The sequence below is a fragment of the Photorhabdus akhurstii genome (assembly GCF_018448925.1).
GTDB classification, from domain to species: domain Bacteria; phylum Pseudomonadota; class Gammaproteobacteria; order Enterobacterales; family Enterobacteriaceae; genus Photorhabdus; species Photorhabdus akhurstii.
Window position 1 is genome coordinate 97971 of the sequence record NZ_RCWE01000007.1, and the last position, 15331, is coordinate 113301.

At 45.3% G+C, this 15331-nt stretch carries 13 protein-coding genes; 9 read left to right on the top strand and 4 right to left on the bottom strand.

Annotated elements, in window-relative coordinates; genetic code table 11:
* Positions 1–135 precede the first annotated feature (135 nt).
* Both ybbP and ybbA read right to left on the bottom strand, forming a co-directional pair.
* On the bottom strand, positions 136–2568 hold the full coding sequence (gene ybbP / locus EAE93_RS10690; protein WP_214039640.1) for a putative ABC transporter permease subunit YbbP: 2433 nt from the start codon (positions 2566–2568) through the stop codon (positions 136–138).
* On the bottom strand, positions 2565–3251 hold the full coding sequence (gene ybbA / locus EAE93_RS10695; RefSeq protein ID WP_105397709.1) for a putative ABC transporter ATP-binding protein YbbA: 687 nt from the start codon (positions 3249–3251) through the stop codon (positions 2565–2567). Before ybbA ends, ybbP begins: the two co-directional genes overlap by 4 nt.
* Here ybbA and tesA point away from each other — a divergent pair.
* The 5 genes from tesA to EAE93_RS10720 all read left to right on the top strand — a co-directional run bounded on the left by tesA (position 3222) and on the right by EAE93_RS10720 (position 7019).
* Complete coding sequence (gene tesA, locus EAE93_RS10700) at positions 3222–3854, top strand: multifunctional acyl-CoA thioesterase I/protease I/lysophospholipase L1 (RefSeq protein WP_181147764.1); 633 nt, start codon at positions 3222–3224, stop codon at positions 3852–3854. The genes ybbA and tesA overlap by 30 nt on opposite strands.
* Before the next feature lie 50 nt (positions 3855–3904).
* The gene (locus EAE93_RS10705; protein ID WP_036775204.1) at positions 3905–4690 is read left to right on the top strand and encodes an SDR family oxidoreductase; all 786 of its coding nucleotides are present in this window, start codon (positions 3905–3907) and stop codon (positions 4688–4690) included.
* Between the two features lie 68 nt (positions 4691–4758).
* On the top strand, positions 4759–5616 hold the full coding sequence (locus EAE93_RS10710) for a co-chaperone YbbN (RefSeq protein WP_036808944.1): 858 nt from the start codon (positions 4759–4761) through the stop codon (positions 5614–5616).
* A gap of 24 nt (positions 5617–5640) precedes the next feature.
* On the top strand, positions 5641–6561 hold the full coding sequence (locus EAE93_RS10715; protein WP_036775200.1) for an SPFH domain-containing protein: 921 nt from the start codon (positions 5641–5643) through the stop codon (positions 6559–6561).
* Positions 6562–6563: 2 nt separating this feature from the next.
* Positions 6564–7019 carry an NfeD family protein gene (locus EAE93_RS10720; protein WP_214039641.1) on the top strand — a complete coding sequence of 152 codons (456 nt, stop codon included), beginning with the start codon at positions 6564–6566 and terminating at the stop codon, positions 7017–7019.
* Here the strand turns inward: EAE93_RS10720 and cueR are convergent.
* Positions 7013–7414 carry a Cu(I)-responsive transcriptional regulator gene (gene cueR / locus EAE93_RS10725; protein ID WP_040150066.1) on the bottom strand — a complete coding sequence of 134 codons (402 nt, stop codon included), beginning with the start codon at positions 7412–7414 and terminating at the stop codon, positions 7013–7015. The genes EAE93_RS10720 and cueR overlap by 7 nt on opposite strands.
* Positions 7415–7552: 138 nt before the next feature.
* Between cueR and copA the strand changes: the two genes are divergently transcribed.
* From copA to ybaK, 3 genes are all read left to right on the top strand, one after another.
* On the top strand, positions 7553–10288 hold the full coding sequence (gene copA / locus EAE93_RS10730) for a copper-exporting P-type ATPase CopA (protein ID WP_214039642.1): 2736 nt from the start codon (positions 7553–7555) through the stop codon (positions 10286–10288).
* Between the two features lie 337 nt (positions 10289–10625).
* A complete protein-coding gene (locus EAE93_RS10735) occupies positions 10626–11438 on the top strand; it encodes a TraB/GumN family protein (protein ID WP_214039643.1) in 813 nt (270 codons plus the stop codon).
* A 197-nt stretch (positions 11439–11635) separates the two neighbouring features.
* Complete coding sequence (gene ybaK / locus EAE93_RS10740; protein ID WP_065389278.1) at positions 11636–12112, top strand: Cys-tRNA(Pro)/Cys-tRNA(Cys) deacylase YbaK; 477 nt, start codon at positions 11636–11638, stop codon at positions 12110–12112.
* A gap of 61 nt (positions 12113–12173) precedes the next feature.
* Here the strand turns inward: ybaK and ushA are convergent, their stop codons facing one another.
* The gene (gene ushA, locus EAE93_RS10745; RefSeq protein WP_036808925.1) at positions 12174–13832 is read right to left on the bottom strand and encodes a bifunctional UDP-sugar hydrolase/5'-nucleotidase UshA; all 1659 of its coding nucleotides are present in this window, start codon (positions 13830–13832) and stop codon (positions 12174–12176) included.
* 279 nt (positions 13833–14111) lie between these two features.
* Here ushA and EAE93_RS10750 point away from each other — a divergent pair, with 279 nt between their 5' ends.
* On the top strand, positions 14112–15329 hold the full coding sequence (locus EAE93_RS10750) for an MFS transporter (protein ID WP_214039644.1): 1218 nt from the start codon (positions 14112–14114) through the stop codon (positions 15327–15329).
* The last annotated feature ends 2 nt before the right edge of the window (positions 15330–15331 follow it).

The window sequence follows — 15331 nt, forward strand, 5'->3', positions numbered from 1 at the left end:
CCGGGGATTCACTCCTTTGCCGTCGCGATGAATCTTGAAATCCATAGGGTATAGTAGGCCAATAAGCCTGGAATGGGTTCATCACATCTCGACGAGCGATTACCCATTCCCTGAATGTCTGCAAATATCGCCCTTTTATCCCTGAACTCGCCGGTGTAATCCCGTACCCCGTAACAACCGAAGCCCCAACCCACTTCCACACAATGAAAGTAACAAGCTGCTGATTATTGGTAGTAATAGCCACATCTGCCATGCTGGTTGCCACGGAAAATCAAATACCTTGGTCTGCAACAACCAAAGCGCAACCTCAGCTCCCAGTGCCGCAGTAAAACCCGCCATTAATCCAAGCAAAGCAAATTCACTCCAAAGGGTACGACGCAGTAACTGTTTACTGGCTCCCAAGGTGCGGTAAACCACCAGTTCAAGTTGCCGTTGATGCATCCCTACCTGAACCTGTGCCAATAGCAGTAATGCGCCGCAGACCATGACCAACCCAACCATGACCTCCAACGCCTTACTGACCTGCTGCAAAATAGCCTGAATTTGCTTAATCATCGCGCCGGTATCAAGCAGGCTCAAGGTTGGAAATTGACGATTAAGATCCGTCAGAAGTCGGCCATCGCCTTCATAATGGAAACTAGTCAGCCAGGTTTGCTGCTGATTCTCCAATGCTTGTTTCGGGAAAATAAAAAAGAAATTTGGCCGCAAACTTTCCCAATCCACCAGTCGAATACTGCTAACTATGGCGCTAAATTGCTGCGTATCACCACTAAATGTTAGCTTATCGCCGATCTTGATTGCTAAACGCTCAGCAAGCCCTTGCTCAATAGAAACTTCATCCGCCTTTGGCGGCCAGTGACCTTCCACCAAAGTATTAAACGGAGGTAATTCCTCTTTCCATGTCAGGTTCAACTCCCGCTGTACCGTGTTGCTATCCGATTCCCTGGCCTCTGCCCACGCGATAGCTGACTGACCATTAATTTCCGTTAAGCGAGCCAATACCACTGGATAGAATGCCGTAGGTTTAACCTGATACTGAGCCAGCAAATGTTCTACTTGTGGAATTTGCTGTCCAGTCATATTAATCAGAAAATAGTTTGGACTGTCCGGCGGCAATTGTTGCTGCCAACGGTCAAGCAAGTCTCCCCGGACCACCAGCAACAAAGCAAATAACATAAAGGATAAAGAGAAAGCGGCCAGTTGGGCCACTGTCTGGAACGGCTGCCGCAATAGTCGATTAACCGCCAGGCGAAAACTGAGTTGGCGGAGTTTCAAATGGCGTAATAGCCACAATCCTCCCCAACCAAACACCGCCAGTAATAGCGCAACCATCACCATGCCAGCCAGTAACGCCCATAGCATAGGTTTGGTTCCAACCAACAGACCCAACCCGCTAATGACCACCAATGCCGCCAACGGCAGGTAATAGCGCAACGGCCAGATAGGTGCGATAATATCATCACGCAACACCCTTGATGGTTGAGTTGCCATTAACTGCTTGTACGGACGTATTCCCACCAGTAAAGCGATAACCGATAACGCGCCTAACGCCCATATCCACGGCCAGAATCCGGCTTGCGGCAACATTTTCGGTAACATGGGCGCCAAAATCTGTACGAGCAGATATTCAAACATCAATCCCAGAAGTGTCCCCACTACCGCCGCCGCAATCAATATCACTAGCCATTGACCAATCACCCATTTACGCAACGCCCAACGCCCGGCACCCAGTGTTTTTAGTACTGCAATTAAATCATGGCGGCTACGGCAATAGTGGGTCATTGATACCGCTACCGCAGCGACAGCAAGTAATAACGTCAGCAAAGCCGATAACAACAAGAATTGCTGCGCCCTTTCAATGGATTTTGCGAGCGCCCCGCTATCCTGTTTCAAGGTATACCAGCGCTGATCAACTTTAAGTTGGGGATCAATGAACTGCTGATACTGATAAATCGCTTCTTTATCGCCAGAAAACATATAACGATAAGTCAGACGGCTACCCGGTTGAATCGCTCCGGTAGATTGAGCATCATCAAGACTGATTAAAATCCGAGGCGCAATCTGAAAGGGATTGAAACCACTGTCCGGTTCCTGAATTAATTCTCCACTCACCTTAAGCGTGGTATCTCCGACATCCAGATTATCGCCAACTTTGATTTTCAACAGTTCAAGCAAACGAGGCGCAACCAGTGCTGTTCCTTTTTCCGCTTTCAAACCCGGTGGATGGGTTTCCAGTTCACCATATAGCGGGTAACGGCTATCCGCCGCTTTTACATTCGCAAGTTGAGGAATATCCCCGGCATAAGTCATTGTGGTGAAAGAGAGCTGGCGACTCAGTTTTAATCCCAGACTTTTCGCCTGTTGTAACCATCCTTCATCTACCGGATAAGCCGCACGCAGGACTAAATCACCCGCCAGAAAATCCCGACTCTGATAATGAACACTTTGATCAATCCGATCACTTATCCTTCCCAGTGCCAGCACACAAGCCACCGCCAGCGTAAGCGATAACCAGACAATCAATAAAGAAGGGGTGCGCCACTCGCGCCAAAACCAACGCCAAATCATCTTTCTTCCCTCAATTTGCCATCAACTAACCGCAAACAACGTTGACAACGAGCCGCAAGCTGGCTGTCATGCGTCACCAGAATTAATGTTGTGGCGTAATCACGATTGAGAGAAAACAGTAAATCAGCAATCCGATCACCGGTTTGCCGATCCAAATTACCTGTCGGCTCATCAGCAAACAGAATTTTAGGTTGGCTGCTGAATGCCCGTGCCAATGCCACCCTCTGTTGCTCACCACCAGAAAGTTGGGCCGGCATATGTTTCAAACGTTTTCCCAATCCCAATTGTTCCAGCAATTCAACCGCTTGTTTCCTGCTACTCTGTTCAGATTCGCCACGCAATAAAGCAGGAAGCTGGACATTTTCCAATGCGTTCAACGTCGGAATTAACATAAATGACTGAAAGACAAAACCGACATTTTCAGCCCGCAGTTGCGCCCGCCGTTCCTCGTTCATCTGGCTTAAATTATGCCCTAGCAGCCAAACCTCGCCGTCACTGCCATCATCTAACCCGGCAATAATGCCAAGCAATGTGGATTTACCCGAACCCGATTCTCCCACTAAAGCGATAGTCTGTGCCGACTCGACAACCAACTCGACTCCCTGCAATATAGTGATCTTATTTTCTCCCTGACCAACGTGCTTACTAAGATGCTGAACTTCAAGAATACTCCCCGTTACCATTTACTTTTCCTTTTATTAGTGATGCTATTTAGCGCCAGAGCGACTGCGGCTGATACCCTTCTGATTCTCGGAGATAGCCTTAGTGCCGGTTATCATCTGCCTATTGAGCAGTCATGGCCTGCTTTGATGGAAAAAAAGTGGCGGAAATCCGGTAATAAAATCACGGTCATCAATGGCAGTATCAGCGGTAATACCGCCGCTCAAGGTCTTGAGCGGCTACCTGAATTACTTAAACAACATAAACCCCGTTGGGTACTGATAGAACTGGGCGCCAACGATGGACTACGCGGTTTTCCTCCACAACAAACAGAGCAAGATCTGCAACAGATCATTACGTTAGTGAAACAAGCCAATATTCAACCTTTATTGATGCAGATCCGTCTGCCGCCAAACTATGGGCGCCGTTATACCGAATCTTTTGCCAAGATTTATCCCAAACTGGCAGAACACAATCAAATCCCCCTGCTTCCGTTTTATATGGAACAAGTCGCTATTAAACCGGAGTGGGTGCAACAAGATGGATTACATCCTAATCTGGCAGCCCAACCATTTATCGCCGACTGGATGTCTGACACACTATCAGCACATCTTAATTATTCTTAAGTAGTAAACTATTAGTTTCAACAAATTGATGTCTATAAGCAGGTAAAGTTATGCAAAAGTCCGTTCTTATCACCGGCTGTTCCAGTGGAATTGGTCTGGTGGCGGCCAAAACACTACATCAGCGGGGCTATAGAGTATTAGCAGCCTGCCGGAAACCCGCAGATTTACAACATATGCGCGAGTTAGGACTGGAACCTATCGAATTGGATCTTGATGACAAAATGAGTGTTGAACGCGCCGCCGCCGAGGTCATCAGGCTCACCAATGGCCGTCTTTACGGGCTGTTTAATAACGGCGGCTTTGGTATTTATGGCCCACTAAATACGATCAGTCGTGAACAACTGGAACGGCAATTCTCTACTAATCTATTTGGTACCCATCAACTTACCTGCTTATTACTTCCAGCAATGCAACTTCATGGTGAAGGCCGTATTATCCAAACCAGTTCAGTTATGGGACTAATTTCAACCCCAGGCCGCGGCGCTTACTCCGCCAGTAAATATGCCTTGGAAGCCTGGTCAGATGCATTAAGAATGGAATTAGCCGGAACCGGAATTAAAGCTTGTCTGATTGTCCCCGGCCCGATAAAAACACGTTTCGCAGAAAACGTGAATCAAACGCAAAGCGATAAACCGGTCAGAAACCCTAGGATCGCCCGCCATTTTACCCTAACCCCCGAAGCCGTTGTGCGCAAACTGATCCATGCTCTGGAAAGTCCGAACCCCAAATTACGTTATCCAGTGACTTGGATAACCCACGCAGTCACGATTATGCGCCGGATTTTACCAGGAAGAGTAATGGATAAAATACTGAGTAAGCAGAGTGGTACAACTTGAAAGTTAAGAAAATAACCTCAATCTATTTAATCATACCCTGCGACAACCAAATTTAAGAGACTAATTATATGTTACCAACTTCTACTGGAATTAATGTTAACGAAAGCAATCTACATCAAACCGTTGAACAGTCTATGACTGTACCTGTTTTATTTTATTTTTGGTCTGAACGTAGCTCTCATTGTCAAGAATTAGGCGTAATATTGGATAAACTGGCCGCAGAATATGCAAATCAATTCATATTGGCAAAAGTGGATTGCGATAAAGAGCAAATGGTCGCGGCACAGTTTGGCTTACGAGCCATTCCTACGGTTTATATTATGCAACAAGGCCAACCGGTAGATGGTTTTCAAGGGCCACAACCTGAAACAGTTATTAGAGAGATGCTTGCCCGCGTATTACCCAAGCCGGAAGAGTTGAAAGTCGCTCAGGCAGAGGAACTTATCGCAGCAGGAAAACATCAGGAAGCGCTGCCACTACTGAAAGAAGCCTGGCAATTAGCCCCCAAAAACAGTGAAATCGCACTTATGTTGACCGAAGTGCAAATTATGCTCAATAATATAGCAGAGGCCGAGGAAATTCTGAGTCTTATTCCATTACAGGACCAAGATACTCATTATCACAGTTTACTGGCTCAAATTGAGTTACAAAAGCAAGCGGCGGATACACCAGAGATCCAACAATTGCAGCAAGAATTCGCCATTCAACCAGAAAATGCAGAGCTGGCTGTTAAGCTCTCGCTGAAACTGCACGAAGTTAGTCGTAATGAAGAAGCGCTGGAATTATTACTTAGCTTCCTGAAAAAGGACCTTTCCGCTGCCAATGGCGCAGTACGGAAAACAATGATGGATATTATGTCTGCAATGGGGACCAGTAACACCCTGGCTTCAAAATACCGTCGCCAGGTCTATTCACTGCTTTACTGATTTATTTAATTGTAAGGAATTGCTATGGATTTATTCGCTTTTGGTGCCGTACCCATTCTGATCTTTATTGCGGTGGTTATTGTCTTTACTTGCGTAAAAACAGTGCCACAAGGCTATCAATGGACGGTAGAACGCTTCGGTCGTTATACCCGGACTTTATTACCGGGTTTGCATATTATCGTCCCTTTTATCGATCGCATTGGCCGTAAAATTAATATGATGGAACAAGTGTTGGATATTCCTTCACAGGAGGTGATTTCCCGCGATAACGCCAATGTTACCATTGATGCGGTCTGCTTCATTCAGGTTGTCGATCCTGTTCGGGCTGCTTATGAAGTCAGCAACCTTGAGCTCTCCATTATTAATCTGACGATGACCAACTTCCGTACCGTTTTGGGTTCAATGGAGCTGGATGAAATGCTATCACAGCGTGATTCTATCAACAGCCGTCTATTGCATATTGTTGATGAAGCCACTAACCCGTGGGGAGTGAAAATTACCCGTATTGAAATCCGTGATGTGCGTCCACCCAAAGAGTTGATCTCCGCCATGAACGCCCAAATGAAAGCAGAACGTACAAAACGTGCTGATATTTTGGAAGCGGAAGGTATCCGTCAGGCGGCTATTCTGAAAGCAGAAGGAGAAAAACAGTCTCAAATTCTGAAAGCGGAAGGGGAACGTCAATCGGCATTTCTCCAGGCAGAAGCACGTGAACGCGCCGCCGAAGCGGAAGCTCGCGCAACTAAAATGGTGTCCGATGCGATTGCTGACGGTAACATGCAAGCAATTAACTACTTTGTTGCCCAGAAATATACGGACGCACTGACCAGTATCGGCGCCTCCGATAACAGCAAAGTCATTATGATGCCTCTGGAAGCGAGCAACCTAATGGGGGCGATTGGCGGTATTACTGAACTGATTGGCGAAAGCAAAAAAGGTAAGTAATCATGATTGCACAGATTGCGGCTCAAACCCCCTGGCTCTGGTTCTCTTTTGGCGGCTTACTGTTAATTGCAGAGCTTCTTGGAACCGGCGGCTATCTGTTATGGACGGGGATAGCCGCTATCGTTGTTGCGTTTGTCACTTGGCTGCTACCAGGAATCAGCTGGGAATGGCAAGGCATTTTGTTTGCCACTCTGACACTGCTTTCCGCAATGCTATGGCGCTACTGGTTACGTCGCCGCCCCTCAAAAGGCAGCGATACCCTGAACCAGAAAGACCACCAGCTCATCGGTATCCGGGCCAAACTAGCTACAGACACTGAAAATGGTTACAGCCGGATCAGACTGGCTGATGGAAGCTGGCGGATTCACTGTGACAGTGAACTACCCGCCCATACCGAAGTAGAGGTAATCGCTGTTGATGGCATTACCCTGAAAGTAAAGCCGGTCAGTTCTCAGTGATGAGAGCAACAACCCGATAAATGATCTATGATGGGGCATTCAGCCCCATCATCTCCAGGGCACTCTTCCGCCAAAGATAACAATTTACTTCTCATTTTCTGCAACTCTTCAATCGCCTTTTCTATTTCAGCCACCTTATGCAAGGTTGCCGTTTTTACATCAGCACTGTGACGATTGGGATTGCGAAATAACACTAAAAATTCACGGCATTCATCAAGCGTAAAACCGACCTGTTTCGCCTGACGCAACAGCGTTAATTCATCAATATGTTTCTGCTGATAATAACGGTAGCCGTTATCCCCCCTTGCCGGCGGTGTAATCAGATCCTTTTCTTCATAAAACCGAATAGCTTTACTGGTAAGACCGGTTTTTTGGGCAACTTCACTGATGTTCATTTTTTCCCCTTGACCTTACCCTTGCGGGAAGGTTTAACCTTCGCAACAAGTCAGAAACTCACTTGAACTGTGTAGATATCATCAATTATCACACAGGTGTGAAGAATAATTACATCACTATGTGTTAGGAGTTTTTTTATGTCACACACAATCATTTTAACCTTGCAGGGACTCTCCTGTATGCATTGTGTTAACAGTGTGAAAAAGGCACTGGCAAATCGTGCAGATGTGGAACAGGCGGATATTACGATTGATTATGCCAAAATCACCGGCGCAGCCTCTGCTGAATCATTAATCGAAACAATTCAAGCAGCCGGTTACGATGCGATAATCGCCAGCCAACCTGACGTTGAACTGGCGCTCTCCGGCCTGAGTTGCATGCATTGTGCCGGTACGACTCGTAAAGCGCTGGAGGACGTAGATGGCGTTATCGCCGCAGATGTGAACACTGAAACAGCTAAAATTTACGGTAAAGCCGATGTCGTTACCCTGATTGCCGCCGTTGAGCAGGCGGGTTATCACGCAAAACTCGCTTCTGGTCAACACTCCCCAAAATCTGAGCCGCTGACATTACCTGCTTCGAATAGACCGGAACCTTTGGCAGCGGCAACCTCTTCCGTTCCGGTCGAAAAAACTGACGCCTCCGTTGTGAGTGATAGCGATGAGAGCATCCAGTTGTTGTTGGACGGCATGACTTGTGCCAGTTGCGTGAGCAAAGTTCAGAAAGCATTGCTGGGCGTTGGTGGCGTGGAAAATGCCAGAGTGAATCTTGCTGAACGCAGCGCTTTAATTACCGGCAGCGCCTCAGCGGAGGCGCTGATTAAAGCAGTAGAAAAAGCCGGGTATGGCGCAGAACTGATTCAGGACGAAGCTGAACGGCGTGAACGTCAGCAACAAGTTTCTGACGCTAATATGCGCCGTTTTCGTTGGCAATCAGCATTAGCATTGGTCGTCGGTATTCCCGTGATGGTGTGGGGCATGATGGGCGATAATATGATGCTCACGCCTGAAAACCGTCATATCTGGCTGACTATCGGCGTTATCACGCTTGCCGTAATGATCTTTGCCGGTGGTCACTTCTATCGCAATGCGTGGCAAAGCCTGAAAAACCGTAGTGCCACAATGGACACATTGGTGGCATTAGGAACCGGCGCAGCCTGGCTTTACTCTATCAGTGTCAATCTATGGCCGGATATTTTTCCGCCACCAGCCCGTCATCTCTATTATGAAGCCAGCGCGATGATTATTGGTCTGATAAATCTGGGTCATGCTCTGGAACAACGTGCTCGTCAGCGTTCTTCAAAAGCACTGGAGCGTCTGCTAGACCTGACACCACCGACGGCCCGTGTGGTGACAGAAGATGGCGAAAAAGAGATGCGATTGGCTGATGTCAAACCCGGCATGACATTACGTTTGGCAACCGGTGATCGTGTTCCCGTTGATGGTGAAATCATTCAAGGTGAGATCTGGATAGATGAAGCAATGCTCACCGGTGAGCCGATTCCACAGCAAAAATCTAAAGGCGATAACATTCATGCCGGTACGACAGTGCAAGACGGTACGGTACTGTTTACTGCCGCCGCAGTTGGCAGTCAGACAACATTAGCACGAATCATTAAACTGGTCCGTCAGGCGCAAAGTAGTAAGCCCGAAATTGGTCAGTTAGCAGATAAAATTTCCTCCGTGTTCGTTCCCGTTGTGGTCGCCATTGCCCTGATTGCCGGTGCTATTTGGTATTTCGTAGGTCCAGCGCCACAGATCATGTATTCATTGGTCATTATTACCACCGTGTTGATTATTGCCTGTCCCTGCGCTCTTGGGCTGGCGACTCCGATGTCAATTATCTCTGGTGTCGGCCGGGCAGCAGAATTTGGGGTTCTGGTTCGGGATGCGGATGCGCTGCAACAAGCGAGCACCTTAGATACCCTTGTTTTCGATAAAACCGGTACGCTGACGGAAGGGATGCCTCAAGTGACTGATATCCATACTTTTAATGGGTATAGTGAACAAGAGGTATTGCGTTGGGCTGGCGCACTGGAAAAAGGTTCTAACCATCCATTAGCCAAAGCCATTCTTGCCAAAGCCGAAGGGCTGGAATTACCGCAAGTTGAACAATTCCGCACTCTGGCTGGACTCGGTATCAGTGGTGAAGTGAATGGCACAATCTTGTTGCTAGGTAATCAAGTCTGGCTAGAACAAAATCAAGTTGATACGCAAGAATTAAAACCGCTGATTGCTCAACAGGCAGAAAAAGGCATCACACCGGTTCTCCTGGCAGCAGGAGGTAAAGCGGCGGCAGTGCTATCAATTCGCGATCCACTGCGTGAAGATACCATTACTGCATTGCAGCGATTACATCACCAAGGCTACCGTTTAGTGATGTTAACCGGTGATAACCCGGCTACTGCCAATGCGATTGCAAAAGAAGCAGGTATTGATCAAGTGATTGCGGGTGTATTACCTGATGGCAAAGCTGAGGCGATTCAGAAACTGCAAGCAGCAGGTCGCAAGGTTGCTATGGTGGGGGATGGTATTAACGATGCTCCTGCCCTAGCTCAAGCTGATGTGGGGATTGCAATGGGAGGTGGTAGCGATATCGCCATTGAAACCGCGGCGATAACACTGATGCGTCATAGTCTGCATGGTGTGGCCGATGCGGTTGAACTGTCCAAAGGAACGCTGCGCAATATGAAACAGAACCTATTAGGCGCATTTATCTACAACACATTGGGGATTCCCATCGCCGCTGGTGTGCTCTATCCCTTTACCGGAACCCTGTTAGATCCGGTAGTCGCAGGTGCGGCAATGGCGCTCTCTTCAATTACGGTAGTAAGTAATGCTAACCGCTTATTGAGGTTTAAACCTAAATTATGAATTACTAAAGAAATAAGTCTGCTTTGATGATGTTGGGGTGAGTCGTAAAAATGCGCATCCATGATCGCATTTTACACTTCTACCCCAGCACTTTTTCATATAGCAATGTCCCCCATGTTACTGCATCAAATCACCACATCTCCGACAATGTTTTCATTACAAATCTCTAGTTATCATTTTTAAAGAACTGGAAAGGTAAATGCGGAGGTCAAGTAAAATCTCCTTGTATACTGAATAGTAGTAAAAGAACATTCAATGGAAATGGATAGAGATACAGTTGTAATATTAACCTAGAAAAATAGCTAGTTTAAAGAATAAATGCTAAACCGGAGCTCAAATGGGACGACTGATTAAACACCTTACCAATATATTAGGAATCAATGCTCTCCATCGTTATCCCTATCCCGCTCACGATATTACACTGGCAGGTGATAGACATTTGCATCTGGTAGGCAGTATTCATATGGGTACGAAAAACATGTTCCCGCTGTCGGAAATATTGATAGCACAGCTTAATCAATCCGATACATTAATCGTGGAAGCGGATATTACTCAGTCAGACTCTCCATTTCATGATGAATTTCAATCATATCACCGTATCGAACAACGTTTATCTTCTGAGATGTATCAGAATTTTCAGGACTGTTGCAATGAGATCCAACAGCAAGAAGAATTCCTCAATCTATTGCCCTCATGGCAAATCGCTTTAATTTTACAAGCTGGACAAGCACAAAACCTTGGATTGCATCCCCAATACGGTATCGATTATCAGCTCCTGAATGCGGCCAAGGCTCAAGGGAAAACGATTATTGAACTAGAAGGTACCGAATCACAAATTAATTTACTTAATCAAATTCCCAATAACGGCCTGCCACTACTGGAAGATACATTAACCCATTGGCACGCAAATGCCCGTGCTTTACAAACTATGATCAGTTGGTGGATGGACTATCAACCAGAACAACAAGAACATGCTTTACCAACAACTTTCAGTAAAGAGATATACCAACTATTGATGACTGAACGCAATAAACGATGGAATAAGCGTTTACAGGAATTACCTGCCGGTCGATACCTCGTTGCTGTTGGCGTTTTGCATCTGTATGGTGAGGGGAATTTGCCCAAGATGCTGGCAGAAGAACAGCATTAAAAAAAGGCCAATATTACATATATCGCTATAATAATATTGGCCAATCATATGAGGTATAATCTGTCATTTTTGTTATTCTTAAGTACGGGATATTACCTGTTTGTATACAAGCAACAGAGCCGTAGTCAGATTATCAATTCCATCATTCCATTTCATCCATTATCTTTAATTACAAAATCATCCTATGTAATGAAATCATGACACCTGCGATCATTTTGCTAGAGAAACAGAAAGTTAGCTTTACTCTTCATACCTACGAACACGACGCAAATGAGCATAACTTTGGTGATGAAGCAGTGAGGAAATTAAGACTCAATGCCAGGCAAGTCTTCAAAACTTTGCTGGTTGCACTTAATGGTGAGGCTAAAAATTTGGTAGTAGCGGTCACCCCCGTTTCAAGTGAACTAGATTTAAAAAAGGTCGCCAAAGTTTTTAAAGTCAAAAAAGCCGAGATGGCTGATCCGCAAATCGCCCAGAAAGTGACAGGATATCTCGTCGGCGGGATCAGTCCGCTAGGACAGAAAAAACTCTTGCCAACGGTTATTGATAATCAGGCGCGACAGTTCCCTACTATCTTTGTCTCTGGTGGCAAACGAGGGTTAGATATTGAATTAGCGCCATCTGATCTCTGTAGGTTAGCGAAAGGCACCTTCGCTGATATCGCAAGAGTTTAAATTATTCCCCCAAAAGGGCTGCCAAGATTGCAGCCCTGTCGATTTATCATTCTGTCAGGGATTATTGATAAATAATTTCACCCTTTGGCTCATAATCAGCCGCTTTCAATGGTGAATGCTTCTCGATATAGTCTTTCAAAACTTCTGCATCAACAAAACCGGTGTTGACATAGGTTGGATAATTATCAACTCGTGGATAACCATCACCACCAATAGCATTAAAGTCAAGCATTGCCATGCGGTAAGTTTTATTCGGCTCTAGTGGTTTTCCACCGATTTTTACCTCTTTAACGCCTTTACCATCAGCGATCAGGCTAACATTCACAAACTGTGCGTAAGCACCAGAATCAACTTTCATATTAGCAATCACTGCCAGATATGGTTCAATTTCGCTGCCTTTCATATCAACGTAAACCAATGAGTTGGCAAATGGATGCACTTTCAACACATCTTTATAAGTGATATCGCCAGATTCAATCGAATCGCGAATACCACCGCCACTCATAATCGCAAAATCGGCATCCGCGCGTTCCATCATGGCAGAGAGGGCAACACGGGCCATATTAGTCTGAACAAAACGAACTTTGCTGCGATCCCCTTCCAATTTACCCTCAATAGAACCCACTTTTGCACCAAGCTGTTTATCACCTTTATCCTGATAAGGCATCAGCAACTTTAACATATCCGGGTTTTGTGCAATTTCATGAGTGTAGTAAACACGTTCAGTAGAACCGTCTCCCTTCTGCACTTTCTTTTTGAGGTTAATAGGGATCAACTGATAGTGAGTCAACTTCAATTCACCATTACGAAATTGGAAATCAGCTCGACCAACGTATTTCCCCCACTCATGAGCCTGAACAATCCAAGTACCGTTCTGACGATCCGGCGAACATGGCGTTCCTGGCACATAATCGATCTGCTTATAATTTTTCTTTTCCGCGGACATACAGACCGGATCTTGTGAGTGACCACCAACAATCATATCCAGATAGCCTGCTGGCAAACTGCGAGCCATTTCAACATCGCCCGGCGCATTAGAACCATGATTACCGTTGTCATAGTGCCCCATATGGGTTGCGGCAATAATCACATCTGGCTTTTCATCTCTCTTTAGTTCTTCAACAACCATTTTGGCTTCTGTCGCAGGAACCCGAAATTCAACATCAGGAAAATTAGCCGGGTTGCCGATTTTCGCCGTATCATCAGTCGTCAGACCAATAACGGCAATTTTCACACCCTGTTTATCGAAAATGGTATAAGGCTTGAACAAACGTTTGCCGGTGCTTGCTTGGTAAATATTGGCAGCCAGAAATGGAAAATTTGCCCATTTTTCCTGTTGACGTAGTATTGACAAAGGATTATCAAACTCATGGTTCCCCAACGCCATTGCATCATAGCCCACCAAATTCATGCCCTTAAAATCAGGTTCGGCATCTTGCAAATCAGATTCTGGTACACCGGTATTAATATCTCCGCCGGAAAGTAGCAACACACTACCACCTTTTTTCACGACCTCTTGGCGGATTTCATCAACTACCGTTTTTTGAGCGGCTAAACCATACTCGCCATAATCGTTATGCCAAAAATGCCCATGATGGTCATTGGTGTGCAAAATGGTAATGTCATAGGTTTTGTCCTTCTCCCACGCACTTGCGATTGCAGGAAGTAATGCTATAGATACAACCAAAGCGCAAGCTGAGGTCTTGAACGAGAGTTTCATGGTATATCTCCATGTTTTTTTTAGTGAATTGCCATGCAAAAACAGCTTCAAAAGCTAACAAGGCGGGATAAATTGATCATTTCTTGAGATAGGTTATGTATGTTATGCAGTTATTAGAACATGTTTTGCTTCGTCTTCGCGGGAGTACCATAAAACTATACCCAAAATAGTAAAAAATCAACTCTCTACCTAATATGTATTAAAATTCAACAAATAACCAATATACTGATTACTGATTACTGATTACTGATTACTGATTAAGACAGGTTGGCAGCGAATATGAGTGAACAGAGCAATACTACTATAGCCCCATCTCCCACAAGAAAAACCAGGAATACTGTTTTTACTATTCTTGGTGCAATCAGTGTTTCACACTTATTGAACGATATGATCCAATCGCTGATTCTGGCGATTTATCCTTTACTACAATTAGAATTTAACCTAAGTTTTGTGCAAATCGGTATGATCACACTGACCTATCAGATTACCGCCTCTTTATTACAACCACTGATAGGCCTCTATACTGATAAACATCCACAACCCTATTCATTACCTGTTGGAATGAGTTTCACTTTATCCGGTCTATTACTGATGGCCTACGCCAACAATTTCTCGTTAATTCTATTAGCATCTGCATTAATTGGTACAGGCTCTTCGGTATTCCACCCGGAATCGTCGCGCGTAGCACGTATGGCATCCGGTGGTCGACACGGATTAGCTCAATCTCTTTTCCAGGTCGGCGGTAATTTCGGCAGTTCCCTTGGGCCTTTGCTAGCTGCTGTGTTTATTGCTCCCTATGGCAGAGGCAACGTTGGCTGGTTCACTCTGGCAGCATTACTCGGCATCATCGTGCTGCTACAGATCAGTAAATGGTATAAGGCTCAGAATTACATCAAGAAAAATCAAGCTAAAACTGACCTCGCCGTCAAAGTTTTATCAAGAAAAACCGTGATAGGTTCCTTGGTTATTTTGCTAATTTTAATATTTTCCAAATATTTTTATCTCACCAGTATCAGTAGCTATTATACTTTTTACTTAATACACAAATTTGGCATTTCCGTACAAAACGCCCAATTTCATCTGTTTATTTTTTTATTCGCAGTTGCAGCAGGAACCATTATTGGTGGACCAATTGGCGACAGGATCGGCCGAAAGTATGTTATCTGGATATCTATCCTAGGAGTTGCACCTTTTACCTTAGTTCTGCCTTACGCTTCTCTATACTGGACAAGTATTCTATCAGTGATTATTGGTGTGATTCTAGCATCTGCGTTCTCTGCAATCCTGGTATACGCTCAGGAACTTATTCCAGGTAAAACCGGGATGGTATCCGGCCTGTTTTTTGGGCTAGCTTTTGGTATGGGAGGTATTGGCGCAGCGGTACTTGGTGATATTGCAGACAGAACAAGTATTGAACTGGTTTATCAGATTTGTGCTTTTCTGCCATTACTTGGCATATTTACCGCTTTATTACCTAATATAGAAGATAAGAACTAGAA

Excerpts from the sequence above, each read along its gene's own strand:
- EAE93_RS10710 (WP_036808944.1), top strand. The coding sequence starts at position 4,759 with ATGTTACCAACTTCTACTGGAATTAATGTTAACGAAAGCAATCTACAT.
- EAE93_RS10750 (WP_214039644.1), top strand. The coding sequence starts at position 14,112 with ATGAGTGAACAGAGCAATACTACTATAGCCCCATCTCCCACAAGAAAA.
- EAE93_RS10735 (WP_214039643.1), top strand. The coding sequence starts at position 10,626 with ATGGGACGACTGATTAAACACCTTACCAATATATTAGGAATCAATGCT.
- ybbA (WP_105397709.1), bottom strand. The coding sequence starts at position 3,251 with ATGGTAACGGGGAGTATTCTTGAAGTTCAGCATCTTAGTAAGCACGTT.
- cueR (WP_040150066.1), bottom strand. The coding sequence starts at position 7,414 with ATGAACATCAGTGAAGTTGCCCAAAAAACCGGTCTTACCAGTAAAGCT.
- EAE93_RS10715 (WP_036775200.1), top strand. The coding sequence starts at position 5,641 with ATGGATTTATTCGCTTTTGGTGCCGTACCCATTCTGATCTTTATTGCG.
- EAE93_RS10720 (WP_214039641.1), top strand. The coding sequence starts at position 6,564 with ATGATTGCACAGATTGCGGCTCAAACCCCCTGGCTCTGGTTCTCTTTT.
- copA (WP_214039642.1), top strand. The coding sequence starts at position 7,553 with ATGTCACACACAATCATTTTAACCTTGCAGGGACTCTCCTGTATGCAT.
- EAE93_RS10705 (WP_036775204.1), top strand. The coding sequence starts at position 3,905 with ATGCAAAAGTCCGTTCTTATCACCGGCTGTTCCAGTGGAATTGGTCTG.
- ybaK (WP_065389278.1), top strand. The coding sequence starts at position 11,636 with ATGACACCTGCGATCATTTTGCTAGAGAAACAGAAAGTTAGCTTTACT.
- ybbP (WP_214039640.1), bottom strand. The coding sequence starts at position 2,568 with ATGATTTGGCGTTGGTTTTGGCGCGAGTGGCGCACCCCTTCTTTATTG.
- ushA (WP_036808925.1), bottom strand. The coding sequence starts at position 13,832 with ATGAAACTCTCGTTCAAGACCTCAGCTTGCGCTTTGGTTGTATCTATA.